This window comes from Streptomyces sp. NBC_00286, assembly GCF_036173125.1.
Classification (GTDB): domain Bacteria; phylum Actinomycetota; class Actinomycetes; order Streptomycetales; family Streptomycetaceae; genus Streptomyces.
The window spans coordinates 1,772,890-1,790,887 of record NZ_CP108054.1 but is presented as its reverse complement, the minus strand read 5'-3'; the positions used below and the strand labels follow the sequence as shown (position 1 = coordinate 1,790,887).

Annotated in this window: 17 protein-coding genes; 11 read left to right on the top strand and 6 right to left on the bottom strand. The window is 71.2% G+C overall.

Going from position 1 to position 17,998, the window contains the following annotated elements:
• Positions 1 to 53: 53 nt before the first annotated feature.
• Positions 54 to 494 (bottom strand): CBS domain-containing protein, encoded by a 441-nt coding sequence (locus tag OHT21_RS08100; RefSeq protein WP_328767572.1) that lies wholly within the window; start codon positions 492 to 494, stop codon positions 54 to 56.
• 203 nt (positions 495 to 697) lie between these two features.
• Positions 698 to 1,099, bottom strand: coding sequence for a DUF2795 domain-containing protein (locus tag OHT21_RS08095; RefSeq protein ID WP_328767571.1), 402 nt, complete (start codon positions 1,097 to 1,099; stop codon positions 698 to 700).
• Positions 1,100 to 1,235: 136 nt separating this feature from the next.
• Between OHT21_RS08095 and OHT21_RS08090 the strand changes: the two genes are divergently transcribed.
• Together OHT21_RS08090 and OHT21_RS08085 are read left to right on the top strand one after the other, a co-directional pair.
• Positions 1,236 to 1,367 carry a hypothetical protein gene (locus tag OHT21_RS08090; RefSeq protein ID WP_328767570.1) on the top strand — a complete coding sequence of 44 codons (132 nt, stop codon included), beginning with the start codon at positions 1,236 to 1,238 and terminating at the stop codon, positions 1,365 to 1,367.
• A 168-nt stretch (positions 1,368 to 1,535) separates the two neighbouring features.
• Positions 1,536 to 1,697 (top strand): hypothetical protein, encoded by a 162-nt coding sequence (locus OHT21_RS08085; RefSeq protein WP_328767569.1) that lies wholly within the window; start codon positions 1,536 to 1,538, stop codon positions 1,695 to 1,697.
• 60 nt (positions 1,698 to 1,757) lie between these two features.
• On the opposite strand, the gene OHT21_RS08080 is transcribed toward OHT21_RS08085, so the two are convergent.
• Positions 1,758 to 3,554, bottom strand: coding sequence for a thiamine pyrophosphate-requiring protein (locus OHT21_RS08080; RefSeq protein ID WP_328767568.1), 1,797 nt, complete (start codon positions 3,552 to 3,554; stop codon positions 1,758 to 1,760).
• A gap of 233 nt (positions 3,555 to 3,787) precedes the next feature.
• On the opposite strand from OHT21_RS08080, the gene OHT21_RS08075 reads away from it, so the two are divergent.
• On the top strand, positions 3,788 to 4,582 hold the full coding sequence (locus tag OHT21_RS08075) for an RNA polymerase sigma factor SigF (protein ID WP_328767567.1): 795 nt from the start codon (positions 3,788 to 3,790) through the stop codon (positions 4,580 to 4,582).
• Between the two features lie 208 nt (positions 4,583 to 4,790).
• Here OHT21_RS08075 and OHT21_RS08070 read toward each other — a convergent pair whose 3' ends face one another.
• Positions 4,791 to 5,921, bottom strand: coding sequence for a GAF domain-containing protein (locus OHT21_RS08070; protein ID WP_328767566.1), 1,131 nt, complete (start codon positions 5,919 to 5,921; stop codon positions 4,791 to 4,793).
• A gap of 109 nt (positions 5,922 to 6,030) precedes the next feature.
• On the opposite strand from OHT21_RS08070, the gene OHT21_RS08065 reads away from it, so the two are divergent.
• From OHT21_RS08065 to OHT21_RS08050, 4 genes are all read left to right on the top strand, one after another.
• Positions 6,031 to 6,744 (top strand): ANTAR domain-containing response regulator, encoded by a 714-nt coding sequence (locus tag OHT21_RS08065; protein ID WP_328767565.1) that lies wholly within the window; start codon positions 6,031 to 6,033, stop codon positions 6,742 to 6,744.
• Positions 6,745 to 7,707: 963 nt separating this feature from the next.
• Positions 7,708 to 8,646: a hypothetical protein gene (locus OHT21_RS08060; protein ID WP_328767564.1), complete on the top strand. Its 939-nt coding sequence runs from the start codon at positions 7,708 to 7,710 to the stop codon at positions 8,644 to 8,646.
• Between the two features lie 86 nt (positions 8,647 to 8,732).
• Complete coding sequence (locus tag OHT21_RS08055) at positions 8,733 to 9,968, top strand: aminotransferase class I/II-fold pyridoxal phosphate-dependent enzyme (RefSeq protein ID WP_328767563.1); 1,236 nt, start codon at positions 8,733 to 8,735, stop codon at positions 9,966 to 9,968.
• Complete coding sequence (locus OHT21_RS08050; protein ID WP_328767562.1) at positions 9,965 to 11,143, top strand: MBL fold metallo-hydrolase; 1,179 nt, start codon at positions 9,965 to 9,967, stop codon at positions 11,141 to 11,143. Before OHT21_RS08055 ends, OHT21_RS08050 begins: the two co-directional genes overlap by 4 nt.
• 22 nt (positions 11,144 to 11,165) lie before the next feature.
• Here OHT21_RS08050 and OHT21_RS08045 read toward each other — a convergent pair whose 3' ends face one another.
• Together OHT21_RS08045 and OHT21_RS08040 are read right to left on the bottom strand one after the other, a co-directional pair.
• Positions 11,166 to 11,783: a DedA family protein gene (locus OHT21_RS08045; RefSeq protein ID WP_328767561.1), complete on the bottom strand. Its 618-nt coding sequence runs from the start codon at positions 11,781 to 11,783 to the stop codon at positions 11,166 to 11,168.
• Complete coding sequence (locus OHT21_RS08040; RefSeq protein WP_328767560.1) at positions 11,780 to 12,553, bottom strand: MBL fold metallo-hydrolase; 774 nt, start codon at positions 12,551 to 12,553, stop codon at positions 11,780 to 11,782. The genes OHT21_RS08045 and OHT21_RS08040 overlap by 4 nt, the downstream gene beginning before the upstream one ends.
• An 83-nt stretch (positions 12,554 to 12,636) precedes the next feature.
• Here OHT21_RS08040 and OHT21_RS08035 point away from each other — a divergent pair, with 83 nt between their 5' ends.
• From OHT21_RS08035 to dnaK, 4 genes are all read left to right on the top strand, one after another.
• A complete protein-coding gene (locus OHT21_RS08035; protein WP_328767559.1) occupies positions 12,637 to 13,062 on the top strand; it encodes a hypothetical protein in 426 nt (141 codons plus the stop codon).
• A 146-nt stretch (positions 13,063 to 13,208) separates the two neighbouring features.
• On the top strand, positions 13,209 to 15,299 hold the full coding sequence (locus OHT21_RS08030) for a phage holin family protein (RefSeq protein ID WP_443050620.1): 2,091 nt from the start codon (positions 13,209 to 13,211) through the stop codon (positions 15,297 to 15,299).
• Positions 15,300 to 15,436: 137 nt separating this feature from the next.
• On the top strand, positions 15,437 to 15,862 hold the full coding sequence (locus OHT21_RS08025; protein ID WP_033320259.1) for an OsmC family protein: 426 nt from the start codon (positions 15,437 to 15,439) through the stop codon (positions 15,860 to 15,862).
• 190 nt (positions 15,863 to 16,052) lie between these two features.
• Complete coding sequence (dnaK, locus tag OHT21_RS08020; RefSeq protein ID WP_328767557.1) at positions 16,053 to 17,945, top strand: molecular chaperone DnaK; 1,893 nt, start codon at positions 16,053 to 16,055, stop codon at positions 17,943 to 17,945.
• The last annotated feature ends 53 nt before the right edge of the window (positions 17,946 to 17,998 follow it).

Genomic DNA, 17,998 nt, shown 5'->3' with positions numbered 1-17,998 from the left:
GCTTTCCGGCTCGCCGCTTCCCGCCACGAGCCGCCGTTCCTCCCGCCGCTGGTTCAGCGGATCATGGTGCCCGGTGAGTCGTCCGGAGCCGCGCGGCTGATCTCCGCGAGGGCCGAGCCGGGGTCCTCGGCGACGGCGACGTCGCCCAGGCTGACCACGCCGACCGGGTGGCCGTCCTCGACGACCGGCAGCCGGCGGATGGCGTGCTCGCGCATCAGCTCGACCGCGGCCGAGACCGCGTCGTCCGGGCCGATCACCACAGGGTTCGGCGTGCACACGGCCTGGGCGCTCACCGTCAGCGGATCGACGCCCTCCGCGACCGCGCGCAGCGCGATGTCACGGTCCGTCAGGACGCCGAGGAGACTGCGGTCCCCGGCCACCAGGACATCGCCGATGTCCTGGGCGCGCATCAGTTGCGCCGCTTCGACGAGCGAGGCGTCCGGACGGACCGTGACAACGCCTGGCGTCATGACTTCCCTGACGAACTGGGCCATGGCTGTGGGCCTTCCTGCATTCCCCGGCACCGGGGTGGGGTACTGCTCTGCTACTGGTTCAACGGCGTGATGTCGCCCGCAGTACCCCTGCGCGGGCTGCCTATGCCTCGGCGTCTGCCTCCGTCGCAGATTCGGCGCGATTTCCTCAGGGGGCGCTCACCTCTCACCGGTTCTCACCGGTTCTCACCGGTTCTCACCGGTTCTCACCGGTTCTCACCGGTTTCGCCGCTCGCGGCCCGTACGACCGCTTCGGCCAGCTCCTGAGCGGTGTGGTAGACCGCCTTCCTCGGCAGCCGCTCCAGCGGTTCGATGAGCCCGTCGGGCGCGTGCCTGCTGCGCAGCAGGCGGATCAGTTCACGAGGTGCCGCGGGGAAGGCCGTACGGCCCAGATGCCGCGCCAGTTCGTAACGCACGGCCTCCTCGGAACCCGGGCCGGCGTCCGGCCTGACCGGTCCGCCCGCGAGCCACGGGTCGTCGTCGGCGGTCGGCTCCGGGTCGTGCCACTCCTCGGTCCTGGTCGGGTGGCCCGACCGGAGCAGGCCCTGCAGTTCATGCTTCATCTCGTCGTCCTTGTGGACGTTGAGCCGGTCGCTGCCTCGCTGCATGTCTCCCTCCAGACACTCGGGGGTGGAACCTCGTGTACCCGCACCCCCGATATCGACACGAAGGGTTTGTCCGTTCGTGGCCTGGAGACCCGATTTGCGCCCCCCAATCGCACATCTCCTGGGGAAGGACAAGGCCATGGCGATATTCGCTGTGATGCTGCCGGTCCTGATGCTCGGCGTCATCCTGGCGCTCGGCCGCTACGAGGAGTGGCTCCTCCCGCCGGCCCGGCACCCCGACGAGTCCGAAACGCCCGCACTGCCTCACTGATCGGCGACCGAGCCGACGGCCTCGGCCCCCGTCCGGGCCGGCGGCAGAGCCGATGTCGTGCGCCCGCGGGTACGACGTGCTCCCTGGAGGACCCGGACCGCGTCACGCCGACCCCCGACAAGCGCCCCCATCGCTTCTGGACGGATGGTTGATGTGACATACCGAAAGATGATGCGTCAACTTCCCATGCTCGCCCTCCACGCGGCCGCCGACGGCTTCGACGTCTACGCCGTCACCGACGCCTCCGGAGGCACCTCGCGCGGTGCGGTGACCGCCTGGGAGTTCCGGCTCCTCAACATCCCCGTCGCCAACGAGACCACCGGAGCATAAGAGCCGATGAGCCTGCGGGGCGGCACCGGCTCCAGGATGCCGCCCCGCCCCCCTACGCGGTCACGAGCGGTCGCGCCCCGGCAGGAACTCCTGGACCTTGGCCTTGAACCCCTGCCGGACCATGGATCCGCGGTCGAAGTCGCCCTTCAGGATGGCGGCGGCGGTGGCCTCCATCTGCTCCCAGGTGGCGTGCGGCGGGACCGGCGGTACGGCGGGGTCGGTCAGGAACTCGATCACCGCGGGACCGTCCGCCTCCAGGCCCGCACGCCAGCCCGCCTCGACGTCCTCCGGCTTCTCCACGCGGATACCGGTGAGCCCCAGGGAACGGGCGAAGGCGGCGTACTGCACGTCCGGGATCTCCTGCGAGGGCAGGAACGACGGGGCGCCCTCCATCGCGCGCATCTCCCAGGTCACCTGGTTGAGGTCGTGGTTGTTCCAGACGCCCACGACGAGCCGCGGGTCCTCCCAGCGATCGCGGTACTTGGCGGCCGTGATCAGCTCCGCGAGCCCGTTCATCTGCATCGCCCCGTCCCCGACGAGCGCGATCGCGGGCCGGTCCGGATGCGCGAACTTAGCACCGATCGCGTACGGCACCCCGCAGCCCATCGTGGCGAGGGTCCCCGACAGCGAGGAGCGCATCCCGGCCCGGTGCGTCAGATGACGTGCGTACCAGTTCGCGGGCGAGCCCGAGTCGGACGTGACGATCGCGTTGCCGGGCAGCAGCGGATCGAGTGCCCGGGCCACGTACTCCGGGTTGATCGGATCGGCGGACAGCTGGGCCCGGCGCTCCATCACCTCGCGCCAGCGCGTCACGTTCGCGCACACCGTGTCGTACCACTCGCGCCCGCGTTCCTCCCCGCGCAGCAGCGGGATCAGCCGCTCCAGGGTCGCCTTCGCGTCTCCGACGAGATTCACCTCGTACGGATAGCGCATCCCGACCATGTGCGGATCGATGTCGATCTGCACGCCCCGAGCCTGGCCGAACTCCGGCATGAACTGCGTGTACGGGAAGGAGGAGCCGATGGTCAGCAGGGTGTCGCAGTCGCGCATCAGCTCGTACGAGGGCCGGGTGCCCAGGAGGCCGATCGCGCCCGTGACGTAAGGGAGTTCGTCGCTCAGCGCGTCCTTGCCGAGCAGCGCCTTGGCGACGCCCGCGCCGAGCAACTCGGCGATCCGTTCCACCTCGGCCTGGGCCCCGGCGGCGCCCTGGCCGATCAGAATGGCCACCTTGTCGCCGGAGTTGAGCACCTCGGCCGCCCGCTCCACCGACTCCTGTGACGGAATCGCGGTCCACGCGCTGCGGCCCAGGCTGGAGGGGACCATCTTGAACTCGTGGGTGGGGGCGGAGTAGTCGAGGTCCTGGACGTCGCCGGGGATGATCACGGCGGTGGGGGCGCGGCGCGCGTAGGCGGTGCGGATCGCCCGGTCCAGGACGTTCGGCAGCTGCTCGGGAACCATCACGGTCTCGACGAAGTCGGAGGCCACGTCCTTGAACAGGGTGTGCAGATCGACTTCCTGCTGGTACGAGCCGCCCATCGCGCTGCGGTGCGTCTGGCCGACGATCGCGAGCACCGGCACATGGTCGAGCTTGGCGTCGTACAGGCCGTTCAGCAGATGGATCGCGCCGGGCCCCGAGGTCGCCGTGCACACCCCGAGCCGGCCCCCGAACTTCGCGTAGCCGACCGCCTCGAAGGCGGACATCTCCTCGTGCCGCGACTGAATGAACTTGGGCTGGTCCTCCGCCCGGCCCCAGGCGGCGAGGAGACCGTTGATGCCATCCCCTGGATAGCCGAACACGTGTTCCACACCCCATTCGCGCAGGCGCTGCAGGACATGGTCGGCGACCTTGGTGCTCATACGGGACCTCCCGGGGGTGACGGCTGTACCGCCCGAGTCACCCGCGCGCGCCCGGAAAAACCTTCGAGTGTTTGACGCACGGACAGACGGGCAGGCGAATGTCAGTGCTTCGGACAGGAGGCACGTCCGTGGGAGGCGGCGAAAACTCGCCACGGGTGTGCCTGTCGGCTCTAGGCGCGCTCCCACGGTGACTGTCCAAACCAAGGCACCACTCAAGGGAGTTGCGACGCACTATGCAGACTCACGCGAGCGCCAAGAACCACCCGCACGACGACGCCCCCGACACCGCGGAGGCGTTCCGCACCCTCGCCAAGCTCCCTCCGGGGCAGCAGCGCGACACACTCCGTGCGGAGATCGTCGAGGCTTGGCTGCCCATGGCCGAGCGGCTGGCGGGACGGTTCCGCAGCCGTGGCGAGAGCTTCGAGGACCTGCGCCAGGTCGCGGCGCTCGGCCTCGTCAAGGCCGTCGACCGGTACGACCCCGAGCGCGGCAACGCCTTCGAGAGCTACGCCGTGCCGACCGTCACCGGTGAGATCAAGCGGCACTTCCGCGACCATATGTGGACGCTGCACGTGCCGCGTCGGGTCCAGGATCTGCGCAACCGGGTCCGGTTCGCCACCCAGGACCTGTCCCAGACGATCTCCGGCCGGCAGCCCACGGTCGCGGAGATCGCCGAGCACGCGCAGATGAGCGAGGAGGACGTACGCGTCGGGCTGGAGGCGCTGGAGAGTTTCACCGCGCTGTCGCTCGACGCCGAGCTGCCGGGGAGCGAGGACGGGTACTCCCTGAGCGATGCGCTCGGCACGTCCGACCCGTCGCTGGATGTCGTCGTCGACCGCGAGGCGGTCAAGCCGCGGTTGCAGGCGTTGCCTGAACGGGAGCGGGCGATTCTGTACATGCGGTTCTTCGGCGATATGACGCAGAGCCGGATTGCGGAGCAGCTCGGGATCTCGCAGATGCATGTGTCTCGGCTGATCAGTCGGTGCTGTGGGCGGTTGCGGGACCAGGTCATGCAGGACGCGGCGTAGCTCCGCTGGTTGTGCGGTTGGTTCGTTGTCGGCTGACGGTCCGTTGTGGCTGGTCGCTCCCCCACTCTCGAATTCGCTCGAGCGGGGGACCCCCATCGCGGCGGAGCCGCAAATTGACACAGCCCCGCGCCCCTGAAAGGAAGGCCTGCGGCCTCCTTTCAGGGGCGCGGGACCGCAACGGGCTTTGCCAGGCTCGCCCTGCCGGGTCCTAGCGGCGGTCCAAGTTCCTTAGCGCCAGGGCTATGTGACGGGACATCATATCCAGGATCTGGGCCTCGGCCATGGAGAAGGCGAGTCTTGCGCCGCAGCGGAACAGGGTGAGGACGCCCTGTACGGTGCCGTTCACGGTCAGGGGGACGCACAGGAGCGATGTGACGTTCGCGCTGATCAGGACGGGGGCGCCCGAGGCGTCCTTGCCGAAGGCGTCGGGGTCCTCTGGGCGTACCTGAAGGGCCGTGGAACCGCCGCGTGCCGCCTCGACGACGAGCGGGCAGCCGGCGGGGTCCTGCGCCTGGAGGTCCTCGATCTGCGTGCCGGGCCGGTCCGTCGGTCCGAGGACGGTCATACGGCACAGCCGCGCGGCCCCCTCGTCGGTGATCACCCAGTCCGCGAACCGTCCGTGCAGCACTCGGGCCGCCCGCTCAAGCACGGCGGCCCGGGTCGTCGCGGGCTCGGTCAGTAAGGCCGTGGACATGGCGTCCACCAGGTCCAGCTGCGCCTGATGCCGGGTCGTCTCGGCGAGGTCGGGCAGCGGGCTCTGGGCGCCGTCGCCCGACGGCATCCGTGCGTCCGCGGGCTGCAGCACCACGAGTACGGAGGTACGCGGCTCACCGCTCGTCCGCACCGCGGTGAGCGTCGCGCGCACGGAAATGGAGGGGCGTTGCTGAAGGTGGACGGTGAGACTGCGGTCGCCCTCGCCGCGGGCCACCGCCGCGACCTGGGAACGGAACGCGGCCCGGTCGGCGTGCGCGAGGAAACCGGTCAGCGCCCGGCCCGTCGCGTAGCCCGGCCGTATCCCGGTGAACTGGGCCGCCGCGTGGTTGAGTCTGCGGACCACCGTCTCGCGGTCCATGAGTGCGACGGGCAGGGGAAGGCGCTGGAAGATCGCCCGCAACAGCTGCTGCTCCTGGCGGTCGGTGGAGGGTCCATTGGATGTGCCGCCCGAGGTGAGGCGCTCGTACCACGGCCACAACTGGTCGGCCACATGATCTAGTTCAAAGAGTGCCGCGTCGAGCACCGTCTGAAGGTCACCGCTCGGTACGGACCGCGCCGCCTTCAACTCCGCGACACGGCGCACGAAATCCTCGAGCTCTTCCCCGAATTGATCCGTCTGCGCCATGCACCGAACCTAACCTGTCTCCCGCCGTTGCGGGGAGGCCGGAGTGGAACCGTTCATTTTCGTTTTCCCCGAGGGTGGCTGGGCAGGCGCAGAGTAAGGAGGTACACACATGCCGGACGCCGAGCACATCGGCCACCTGGGCACGGAGTCACCGGAGTCCGCGCTTCCCGCTCGTCGGCTGTCGGAACTCGCGGAGAAGTCCGCGCGCTGCACCACCGACTGCTGTGGCGCGAGCACCACGGTTTCCAACGGCGAGGCGGAGCAGCCTGCCGCCGTGACCCATCCGGATCTGGCGGGTCTCGTCTCGGTCCAGCTGCACTCCGGCGAGGGGCCGATCCCCGTCGCCGTGGACGGCGGCGAAACCGTTGAGACGGGCGATCTGCTGCGCGTGGAGCGCTGGCCGCAGTACCGGGCCGTGGCGCTCGACGTGGGTGTACGGTCCTGCATCACGATGCCCTTCCGGCGCCCCGGACTGACGGTGACCCTCAGCCTGTACAGCTTCCGCCCCGACGCCCTCGAGGGCGCCTCGCACGGTCCCGCCCGCGCCCTCGGTGACCTCGCCGCGAGCAGTCTCGTACGCGACCGCTCCTACCGCGCCGCGCTCACCGAACTCGACCAACTGGGCACCGCGTTGCGCACCCGGCCGGTCGTCGACCAGGCCTGCGGCATCATCATGCACGTCCTGGCCTGCGACGCGGACGCGGCCTTCGCGGTCCTGCGCCGCGTGTCCCAGGGCACGAACCGCAAGCTGTCCGACGTCGCGTCGTCGATTGTTGAGACACGGGGGCGGGGGTTGGAGCAGGAACTGGTTTCGCTGTCGTAGGCGGGTTGCCTCCGGCGGTTGGGCGGGTTGGGTTCGTTGTCGGCTGACGGTTCGTTGTGGCTGGTCGCTCCCCCACTCTCGAATTCGCTCGAGCGGGGGGACCCCCATCGCGGCGGAGCCGCAAATTGACCCAGCCCCGCGGGGTGCCTCCGGCGGTGGCGCGGTTGGGTTCGTTGGCGGGTGCGGCGCCGTCGCGGCTGGTCGCGCCAGCCCCGCGGGGTGCCTCCGGCGGTTGGGCGGCTGCGGGTGCGTGGTGGTTGCTCGCGCAGTTCCCCGCGGGGTGCCTCCGGCGGTTGGGCGGGTGCGGGTGCGTTGTGGTTGCTCGCGCAGTTCCCCGCGCCCCTGGGGTGCGTGGTGGGTGCGGGGCCGCGGGCCGGTGCGTCAGCCCGTCGCCAACAGGGCATACGACCCCGTGCTGACACAGGGTGCTGGTGTGCCCAGACCGAAGCTAAGCGACGGGCATACGACGCACCGGCCCACGTCCCCTCCCGCCGGAGGGAGGGTGCCGGTTTCGTCGGGGTGCGGGCTTTTCGGTTCGCTTGCTCTTCGGGGGTGCGGGCAGCCGCAGGTTTTTTAGGGGCGCGGGGAACTGCGCGACCAGCCACGACGCACCCGCAGCCGCGACACGACTGTCACCCCCCACCCCGGCAGGCACCCCACCCACCCGCCGTAGGCGCCCCACCCAGCCGGAGGCAGCGGGGCCTGGGGCGCAGCCCCCCACGCGGCGGAGCCGCACATTGATACAGCCGGGAAGGGGCCGGGCTGGGGAAAGGGAAACCCGCACTTGCCCACGGCCAGGAACCGTCACCCGCTCGGCCCCCAACGTGGCACGAATGGTGCCCGGCCGCGCGCGCCCCGGCGAGGGGCGGGCTCTGATGGGCTACGGGGCACGAAGGCTGTGCCCCTCCTCCGCGGCCCCCGGGGGCGCGGAAGGCCCCGCCTCAGGCCGAAGGAGCCCAGCCCATGCGCCCCACAGCCCGCGCCCTCTCCACCGCAGTCACCGCCACCGCCGTAATGGCCGTAGGCCTGGGCACCGCCGCATCGGCCGCAGCCTCGATCGAGGAACGGGCCAGGGTCCCGGCCCAGGAACGGGCCACAGTCCCGGCCGACGAGTCGGCAGACGTCCCCGCCGACGAGTCGGCCAGAGGCCCCGCCTGGGTCCCGGAAGAGGAGCCGACGGACGCGCCTCCGATCCCGGACGAAGAGCCGTCCGACGAGTTGGCGGAGAAGTCCACCGACCCGTGGGCCGAGGAATCGGCCGGGACGTCGGCGGAGGACTCGGCCGGTGCGTCGCCCGGGACGCCGGCCGACGACTGGTCCGGGACGTCGCCCGGGACGAAAACCGACGACTGGTCCGGGACGTCCACCGAGAAGGCGCCCGGCGCCTCACCGAGCGCCTCGGCAACGGCCCCGGTCGCCGAGGTAACCCCCCGTACAGTCGCCCCCGGCGACACCGTCACCATCTCCGTCTCCTGCGGAGCACTCGGCGGACCCGCACCCAAGAGCATCGACGCCCACTCCCAGGCCTTCGAGCACGGCACCGCCAAGCTCCACCTGGTCGAGGGCAAGGACAAGGCGGCAGCCCCCGCCTACACCGGCACCGCCCGTATCGCGTCCGCCGCGAACTTCGAGAAGGGCGGAGGCGGCAAAGAAGGCCGGACCGACGAGTGGAGCGTCGACGGCGCCTGCCCGGCGCCCCCCGGCGGCAAGGAGGCCGAGTGGAGCGCGACGTTCACGGTGACACGAGACGGCTCCCACCACCCGCACGGCGTCCGCGCGGGCAAGGGCGGCGCATTCACCGACTCCCCGGCCGCCCTCGCCGCCGGCGGGCTCCTCATCGCGGGCGCACTCGGCGCCGCCGTACACAGGCTGCTGCGCAGGGAGCCATCCGCCAACCGCTGAGTTGACGACGCGTGACGGTGGGTACTCACTGCTCAGAGCCACAACTGAGCACCGTAGGAACCACGAACCCCTGCGCGGAGGCGACCATGCGGCGGACGGATCCGGAAGGGCACGGCCCCGTCCGTTACGGCCCACCGCTACCCGGCCAGGGGCTGCCGGTCCCGCCCGGCCTCGCCGCCGCCGCGGCCGGTGCGCACACCGAACCCACCGGCGGCGGCCCCCGGCTCCTGGACGCGGCCTGCGCGTACTGGGCCCGGCGTGGACTGCCCGCCGAGCGTCACCGGACGGCCGCGGCCCCCGGCGCCCCGGCCCTGCTCCTCGCCCTGACCGCCGCACTCGGCGGCGATGTCCTGGTGCCGCGCCCCTGCGCCGCCTGGTGGCGGCCCACGGCCCGGCTGCTCGGCACCTCCGTGTTCCATGTGGCGACATCCGCCGAGTGCGGAGGCGTCCCCGACCCGTACGCCCTCCTGGAAACCGTCCGCCGAGTGCGCGCCGAGGGCGGCGACCCGCGGCTGCTGGTGCTCTCCGTCGCCGACGACCCCACCGCCACCGTCGCCCCACCCGAAGTGGTCCACGAGACCATCGAGGCCGCCGCGGGCGAGGGACTGCACCTGATCAGCGACGAGACCTGGCGCGACACCCTGCACGAGCCGCACGACACGGTTCTGCTGAGCCCCGCCGAGATGCTCCCCGACCGGGTCACCGTGATGACCGACTTGGCGGGCCCGTTCCTGCCGCCCGGCTGGCCTGCCGCCCTGGCCCGTTTCCCCGACACCGACACCGGCGCCCACCTGCGCGACCGCGTCCTCGACGTGCTGACCGCGCTCGGCGCCCGCCTGGCGACGCCGGTCGCCGAAGCAGCCACGTACGCGCTCCGCGAACCCGAGGAGATCAGCCTGCGGCTCACCGCGGCCGTACGGCTGCACGCGCGCGTGGCCGCCGCCGCGCACCATGCCGTGGTGACGGGGGGTGCCCTCGCCCGGCCCCCGCAGGCGGGGCGCCATCTGTACGCGGATCTGGGCCCGCTGCGGCCCGCCCTCACCGAGTACGGCGTGGGAGACGCACAGGAACTGGAGGACTTCCTCACCGCCCGCCTCGGCATGCCCGCCCCCGGCGGCCACCGCTTCGGCGACGACCTCGGCGCCCTGCGCGTCCGCCTGGCCACCGGCCCGCTCCTCGGATCAACTGATGAGGAGCGCACGGCGTCCCTCATGTCACCGGAACCTCTGGAATTGCCGCATGTGGAAAGTGCGTTGACTCTGCTGGGATCGGTATTCGACGATCTCCGCGACGACGCCCGGCGATGGGAGTCCCCTCGATGACGCAACAGTCCGAGACGCAGCAGTCAGAGACGCAGCAGTACGAGTCGACCTCGACGACCATCACGTCCGTATCCCCGTCATCCCCGTCATCCCCGTCTACGGACGCCGATGAGCCGGTGTCCTCCTCCATGCCCGTCGGCAGTACGGGAACGCCGCTCGCCGCGCCCCGCCCGCTCGGCGAGCGGCGCGTCTGGCCGCGGTCCTTCCTCGACCGGCTGACCGATCCGCTGCCGGGCCTCAGGGGCTTCGCCCGTTTCGCCCGCGAGGGCGCGCTGCGGCCGGGACCCGAAGGTCTCGTCGACATACCCCGGCTGCCGTACGAGCCTGTCCCGCTGCCGCGCGTGGACGCGGACACCGTCGCCGTCTCCTGGGCCGGGCACGCGAGCTGGGTGATCCAGATCGGCGGGCTCACCGTTCTCACCGACCCGGTCTGGTCGCGCAAGATCCTCGGAACTCCCGCCCGGGTCACGCCCGTTGGCGTGCCCTGGAGCGAATTGCCGCGTATCGACGCGGTCGTCATCAGCCACAACCACTACGACCACCTTGACGCCCCGACCCTGCGCAGGCTCCCGCGGGACACCCCCGTGTTCGTTCCCGCCGCGCTCGGCGGCTGGTTCCGGCGCCGCCGCTTCACCTGTGTCACCGAGCTCGACTGGTGGGAGGCGGCCGAACTGCATCCGAGGGGCGGCGCCGCAGGCGCCTCGGTTGAGGGCGGTGGTGGGAGACGGGCGGGCGGGGTCCGCTTCGACTTCGTCCCCGCCCACCACTGGTCCAAGCGCAGCCTCCACGACACCTGCCGCACCCTGTGGGGAGGCTGGCTCCTCACCGCACCGGACGGTCGACGTGTCTACTTCGCGGGCGACACCGGCTACGGCCACTGGTTCGAGCGGATCGGCGACCGCTACCCCGGTATCGACCTGGCCCTCCTCCCGATCGGCGCGTACGAGCCTCGCTGGTGGCTCAGCGATGTTCACTGCGACCCGGAGGAGGCGGTCCGCGCGGCTCAGGACGTCGGGGCCAGGCGGATGGCGCCGATGCACTGGGCGACGTTCGTACTGTCGGCGGAGCCGGTGCTCGAGCCGCTGACGCGGGTCCGGGCGGCTTGGGAGGGGGCGGGTCTGGCGCGCGAGGACCTGTGGGATCTGCCGGTGGGGGGCTCCCGGATTCTGGCCTGAACGCACCGCTCAGGCCACGGACTTACGCCGCGGACTTGCGCACCCTGCGCCACACGCTCGGCGCCCCACTGATCACCAGCGTCAGCACCACCGCCGCAACGACACCCTCCCAGGGCTCCTTGAACAGCGAACCCCCCAGGATGCCGATGAGTTGATATGTCACCGCCCACGCGAGGCAGGCCGGCATATCCCCCCGTATGAACTGCCGCATCGGCATCCGGGCCATCAGGCATGCCAGCATCACCGGAATCCGCCCCGCCGGGACCAGCCGCGACACCACCAGCACGGTCACGCCGTGCGTGTCGAGCCGCTCCTGCGCTTGCTTGAGGCGGTCTTCCGGGGCGCGTTCACGCAGCGCCTGCAACCAGCGTGAGCCGTTCTTCGACCCCATCCCGCGCTTCCCGAGCCAGTACAGCGCCACGTCACCGAGGAAGGCCGCGAACGACGCCACCACGAACACGATCAGCAGCGAGAACGGCGCCGTCTGATGGAAGGCCACCACCGCGGCCGAACTCACCAGAGCGCCCGTGGGCACCACGGGCACCAGCGCCCCGATCAGCACCAGCAGGAACAACGACGGGTAGCCGACCGCCTGTTGGGTCGTCTCCGGCGGCACCGTGGCCGCCGTGGACAGGATCACCGCGCGACCTCCGGCCGTACGCTCTCGCCGTGCTTCAGGAGATGCACCGCCACCTCGGGCGCCCTCTCGCGCGCCAGGCGCATGAACTCCGGGCCCGGCGCATGGAATTCATGGGGGCGCACGGCGTCCATGCCGATCGGCCAGTACGTGCCGTAGTGCACCGGCACCGCGCTGCCCGGCAGCAGCCGGGCCAGCGCCTCGGCGGCCCGTCCGGCGTCCAGATGCCCCTCCCCGAGATACGGCCCCCAGCCGCCGACCGGCAGCAGTGCCACGTCAACGGGCCCGACCTCCTTGGCCATCTCCTCGAACAGGCCGGTGTCCCCGGCGAAGTACGTCCGCCCCTCGCCCTCGACGACATAGCCGAGGGCGGGCGCACGGTGCGGCCCGAGTGGCAGCCGCCGTCCGTCGTGGCGTGCGGGGACAGCCCGTACGACCAGGTCACCGACCCGTGTCTCGTCGCCGGGGGCGACCTCCGTGAGCCGTAGATGGCCGAGCCTGCGCAGCCCGGGCACGGCGCGTGTGGCGCCCCTCGGCAGCAGCACCCGGGTGCCCGCGGCGAGCCGCGCCAGTGAGGGAACGTGCAGATGATCGGCGTGCAGATGCGAGACCAGGGCCGCGTCCGCGAGCGCCGCCTCGGGTGGGGGCGTACCCCCACGGCGCCGGCGCAGATGAGCCAGCCGACGTGCGAACAACGGGTCGGTCAGCAGGCGCACGCCCGAGTCCTGGACCGTGCAGGTCGCGTGACCCCACCAGGTGATCTCCACCGGCACCCCCTTTGCTCCCTTCGCGCGACTCCCCAGAGCCTACGGGCAGAGGTAGGGTCAGCGGCGAAACCGGAGGTGAGGGGGACACCATGGGAGACACGCGCAGCGCCTCCGGCCTGCTTCGCGTCACGGCCATCGCCAGTCTGACGCCGCTCGAGGAACTGGACGCCGATCCCTTCCTGGTGGACTCACGCAGCCAGCACGCCATGTGCGCGCGCTGGGCCGCCGAGCGCGGATACGTCATCACCCGGGAACTCCTCGTACGCGGACTGCGCCCCGACCACTGCGCGCTCTGGGAGGACGTCGAGGCGGGACGCGTCGATCTGTTCGTCGCGCCCAGCCGCCGGGTGCTGGAGCGGGCGCTCGCCTCGGTCGACGAGTTCACCGCGGAGTGCGCCCGGAGAGGCGTACGCATCGAGACGGTCGGGCACGCGGAACCGGCGTACGACGCGCAGATGAAGGCGTCGGTCCATCGTCGGCTGTCGATGCCGACGGCGGGGTACGACGGGCGCTGATCCGCGGGCGTTCACCCTCTGTCTGCGAACGTCCGTGTGCCCTCACCCGTTGTGACAATCTGGGGAGCGAACTTCGGCAAGGGGAGGTGGGCGTGGGCGACAGGCGATGGCGGCGGCTGGGCAGCGCCGTCCTGCGGAGTATCGCGGTGTGGGCCGTCTCCACCGTCACCATGCTGGTGCTCGCCGGGATCCTGCCGGACTTCCGCATTCAGTCGGCCGACGGAGAGAGCGCCACCCGGATCACCGTCGCCGCCGCGGTCGGCGCCGGAGGCTTCGGTCTGCTCTCGGCCCTGGTGTGGCCTATCCTCGTCCGGGCCTTCCTCCTGGTGCCCGCCCTCGTCCTCGGACTGCTGGTCTTCTTCCTCAACGGTTCGCTGCTCCTCGTCGTCCTGCGCTTCAATCCGTCAGGACGGGGTGAGGTCGCCCCGGAGACCGCCGTCGTGGTCGCCGCGGTGATGTCCGCGGTTGCCTCGGCCACCGGTGCGGCTCTCGCGGTCCGGGACGACGACGCGTACCGGAGGAGGCTGTACCGCCTGGCGGACCGGCGTCGCACGGGGGAGTTGGGAGAGGGCGGGTCGTCGACTCCCGGCACGGTTTTTCTTCAGCTCGACGGCGTAGGACATGACGTACTGCTGGACGCGGTCGGGCGGGGTCTGATGCCCACGGTCGCCGCCTGGCTCGGCAGCGGCGAAACCGAGGGCGAGCGCGGGCGTGACAGCGGGCGCGGGCGTGACGGCGAGCGCGAGGCCGAGCGGGCCGGGCGCCCCACTCACCGCCTCACCCTCTGGCGCACCGACTGGTCCAGCCAGACCGGTGCCAGCCAGCTCGGCATCCTGCACGGTTCCAACCACGACATCCCCGCCTTCCGCTGGTACGAGAAGGAGAGCCGGGAGGTGATGGTCTGCAACCGGCCCACCAGTGCCGCCGAACTCCAGCGCCGGGCCATCGAGCGCACCGGCGACGGCGGCTTGCTCACCCTGGACGGCGCCAGCCGCGGCAACCTCTTCAGCGGCGGCGCCGACCAGCTCGCCCTGGTGCTGTCCGTGGCGGCGCGGCGGGGGAAGGAGAACCGTTCGCGGGCGGGCTACTTCGCGTATTTCTCCGACCCCGCCAACGCCGTCCGTACCGCCATGTCGTTCGTCGCCGACGTCGGCCGCGAGATCGGCGAGTCCACCCGCGCCCGCCTCAGGAAGCAGCGTCCCCGCGTCAAACGCGGCGGCCTGTACCCCTTCATCCGCGCCTTCGCGACCGTCGTCGAGCGGGACGTCGTCGTCGCCGCCGTGATCGGCGACATGCTCGCCGGACGCGCCGCCGTCTACGCGGACCTGGTCGCGTACGACGAAGTGGCCCACCACTCGGGCCCGTACAGCCGCGACGCCGAGAAGGTCCTGGGCCGCCTGGACCGCTCCCTTGCCCTGATCGCGAAGGTCGCCGAGCACGCCCCGCGCGCGTACCGCATCGTCGTCCTGTCCGACCACGGCCAGAGCCCCGGCGAGACCTTCCGCGCCCGCTACGGACTCGCCCTCGGCGAACTCGTCAGGGCCGGCTGCGGACTGCCCGTGCCCCGCAAGGCGCGGCGCACGCACAGCGGCGCCGAGGCCCGGGCCACCGTACGGGCCGCGCTGCACCGGCCCGTCGAGGAGGGCGGCGAACAGCACCGCCCGTCCCGTCGCCGCTCGGAGCCCATCGTGCTGGCGTCCGGCAACCTGGGCCTGGTGTCCTTCCCGGACGTACCGCACCGGATGAGCCGCGAGGAGATCGACGAGCGCCACCCGGCGCTGCTGTCCACGCTCGCCAACCACCCCGGCATCGGCTTCGTCCTCGTCAGGAGCGAGCGGCACGGCGGCCTCGTCCTCGGCGCGCACGGCGTGGAGATCCCCGTGGACGAACTGGAGGAGAACCCGGGCCCGCTCGCCGACTTCGGCCCCGCCGCGGCAGCCGCCGTACGCCGCACGCACTCCTTCCCGCACGCCGCCGACATCATGGTCAACTCCGCATACGAGCCCCAGGACGGCGAAGTCCTCGCCTTCGAGGAGCAGATCGGCTCCCACGGCGGACTCGGCGGCGCGCAGGGCGAGGCGTTCCTGCTGTCGCCCCTCGACCTCTCGCCGCCCTGCGCGGAGGGGGCGGAACTCATCGGCGCCGAGCAGGTGCACCGTGTCCTGCGGCGCTGGCTGCGGGAGGCCGCGGGCCCGCAGATCCCGCTGCCGGCCCGTCGTGATCAGCGGGCGGCCTGACGGGAGTTGGAGGAGCTCCGGCCGTGTGCTTACCTGCCGTTCAACGGCTCTTGACCGGACCCTCCGACTGCACCGGGCATGGATGTGATCGGATGGGGCGTACGGACCGATCCAGGGACCCATCGAAAGGACACATCGTGGCAACCACGCGTACCGCCCACACCGTTTGGGAGGGCGAACTGCTCAAGGGCAGCGGCACCGTCACCTTCGACTCCTCCGGCATCGGTTCGCAGCCGGTGTCGTGGCCGTCGCGGGCCGAGGCCGCGAACGGCAAGACCAGCCCGGAGGAGCTCATCGCCGCCGCCCACTCCAGCTGCTTCTCCATGGCCCTGTCGCACGGCCTGACCGGCGCCGGCACCCCGCCCACCCGCCTCGAGACGAAGGCCGACGTGACCTTCCAGCCCGGCGAGGGCATCACCGGCATCCACATCACCGTCCAGGGCGAGGTGCCGGGCCTGGACGCGGACGGCTTCGCCGCGGCGGCCGAGGACGCCAAGAAGAACTGCCCGGTGAGCCAGGCCCTCACCGGCACCACGATCACGCTGACGGCCGAGCTGGCCTGACGGTCGTAAGGACTCCTGACGGTCGTAAGCACTCCTCGATGCCGCGCTCCTCCGGTAGGGCGCGGCATCGTCGTTTTCCGGGTGCCGCTCCAGGTGCGGGGTAGGCGTCTACGGGGTACCTGGTGTTGACAAGAGCGCACTCAAGTTTTGTGATGGTGGGCGGGAAGCGCCCGGGTGGAAGGGGACGAAGATGGCACGAGCGGTTGGGATCGATCTCGGTACCACGAACTCCGTGGTGGCCGTCCTGGAGGGCGGTGAGCCCACGGTCGTCGCCAACGCCGAGGGCGCGCGGACGACGCCGTCCGTCGTGGCCTTCGCCAAGAACGGTGAGGTCCTCGTCGGCGAGGTCGCCAAGCGGCAGGCCGTGACGAACGTCGAGCGCACCGCGCGCTCCGTGAAGCGGCACATGGGCGACGGGAGTTGGCGCTTCCCGGAGAAGGGCGACATCGACGGGACCCGCTACCGCGCGCAGGAGCTGTCGGCCCGTGTGCTGCAGAAGCTGAAGCGGGACGCCGAGGCCTATCTCGGCGAGGACGTCACGGACGCCGTGATCACCGTGCCCGCCTACTTCGACGACGCGCAGCGCCAGGCCACCAAGGAGGCCGGCGAGATCGCGGGCCTCAAGGTGCTGCGGATCATCAACGAGCCGACGGCCGCGGCCCTCGCGTACGGGCTCGACCGCGGCGAGGAGCAGACCGTCCTGGTCTTCGACCTGGGCGGCGGCACCTTCGACGTCTCGCTCCTGGAGATCGGCGACGGCGTCATCGAAGTCAAGGCCACCAACGGCGACACCCACCTCGGCGGCGACGACTGGGACCAGAGGATCGTCGAGCACCTGGTCAAACGGTTCAAGGGCTCGTACGGCATCGACCTCGGCAACGACAAGATGGCGCTCCAGCGGCTGCGCGAAGGTGCGGAAAAAGCCAAGATCGAGCTGTCCTCCTCCACCGAGACAACTATCAACCTGCCCTACATCACCGCTTCCGCCGAAGGCCCGCTGCACCTCGACGAGAAGCTGACGCGCGCCCAGTTCCAGGAAATGACAAGTGACCTGCTCGACCGCTGCAAGACCCCCTTCGACCAGGCGGTCAAGGACGCGGGCATCAAGCTCTCCGCCGTCGACCACGTCATCCTCGTCGGCGGCTCCACCCGGATGCCCGCGGTGACCGAACTCGTCAAGGAACTCACCGGCAAGGACCCGCACAAGGGAGTCAACCCCGATGAGGTCGTGGCCCTGGGTGCGGCCCTTCAGGCGGGCGTCATCCGCGGCGACGTGAAGGACGTACTGCTCCTCGATGTCACCCCGCTGTCCCTGGGCATCGAGACCAAGGGCGGCATCATGACGAAGCTGATCGAGCGCAACACGACCATTCCCACCCGGCGTTCGGAGATCTTCACCACCGCCACGGACAACCAGCCCTCGGTCGGCATCCAGGTCTTCCAGGGCGAGCGCGAGATCGCCGCCTACAACAAGAAACTCGGCGTCTTCGACCTCACGGGCCTGCCGCCCGCGCCGCGCGGGGTGCCGCAGATCGAGGTCGCCTTCGACATCGACGCCAACGGGATCATGCACGTCTCGGCGAAGGACCTCGCGACGGGCCGCGAGCAGAAGATGACGGTGACCGGCGGCTCGGCCCTCCCCAAGGAGGACATCGACCGCATGATGCGTGAGGCGGAACAGTACGCCGACGAGGACCGCAGGCGCCGCGAGGCCGCCGAGACCCGAAACCAGGCCGAGCAACTCGTCTACCAGACCGAGCGCTTCCTCCGCGACAACGAGGAACGGATCCCCGCCGACACCAAGTCGGAGGTGGAGTCCGCGATCACCGAACTCAAAACCCTCCTGGAGGACCGCGAGGGCGCCGACACCGCCGCCCTGCGCTCCGGCGTCGAAAAACTCGCCTCGGTCAGCCAGAAAATGGGCCAGGCCATGTACGCCCAAACCCAGCAGTCCCCTCCGGAGGACGAGCACCCCGGCACCGAACAGCCCACATCGACAGCCTCGGACGAGGAGGGCGTGGTCGACGCGGAGATCGTGGACGACGAGAGGGAGGGCGGGGACAAGAAGGGGGGCGCGGCGTAGCGCGTCTGGGTCCGGTACCACTCAGCCCGTGGTGGGGGCCCGAGCAGTCCCTC

Coding starts and splice junctions, on each gene's coding strand:
- OHT21_RS08100 (WP_328767572.1), bottom strand. CDS start 494: ATGGCCCAGTTCGTCAGGGAAGTCATGACGCCAGGCGTTGTCACGGTC.
- OHT21_RS08095 (WP_328767571.1), bottom strand. CDS start 1,099: ATGCAGCGAGGCAGCGACCGGCTCAACGTCCACAAGGACGACGAGATG.
- OHT21_RS08090 (WP_328767570.1), top strand. CDS start 1,236: ATGGCGATATTCGCTGTGATGCTGCCGGTCCTGATGCTCGGCGTCATC.
- OHT21_RS08085 (WP_328767569.1), top strand. CDS start 1,536: ATGATGCGTCAACTTCCCATGCTCGCCCTCCACGCGGCCGCCGACGGC.
- OHT21_RS08080 (WP_328767568.1), bottom strand. CDS start 3,554: ATGAGCACCAAGGTCGCCGACCATGTCCTGCAGCGCCTGCGCGAATGG.
- OHT21_RS08075 (WP_328767567.1), top strand. CDS start 3,788: ATGCAGACTCACGCGAGCGCCAAGAACCACCCGCACGACGACGCCCCC.
- OHT21_RS08070 (WP_328767566.1), bottom strand. CDS start 5,921: ATGGCGCAGACGGATCAATTCGGGGAAGAGCTCGAGGATTTCGTGCGC.
- OHT21_RS08065 (WP_328767565.1), top strand. CDS start 6,031: ATGCCGGACGCCGAGCACATCGGCCACCTGGGCACGGAGTCACCGGAG.
- OHT21_RS08060 (WP_328767564.1), top strand. CDS start 7,708: ATGCGCCCCACAGCCCGCGCCCTCTCCACCGCAGTCACCGCCACCGCC.
- OHT21_RS08055 (WP_328767563.1), top strand. CDS start 8,733: ATGCGGCGGACGGATCCGGAAGGGCACGGCCCCGTCCGTTACGGCCCA.
- OHT21_RS08050 (WP_328767562.1), top strand. CDS start 9,965: ATGACGCAACAGTCCGAGACGCAGCAGTCAGAGACGCAGCAGTACGAG.
- OHT21_RS08035 (WP_328767559.1), top strand. CDS start 12,637: ATGGGAGACACGCGCAGCGCCTCCGGCCTGCTTCGCGTCACGGCCATC.
- dnaK (WP_328767557.1), top strand. CDS start 16,053: ATGGCACGAGCGGTTGGGATCGATCTCGGTACCACGAACTCCGTGGTG.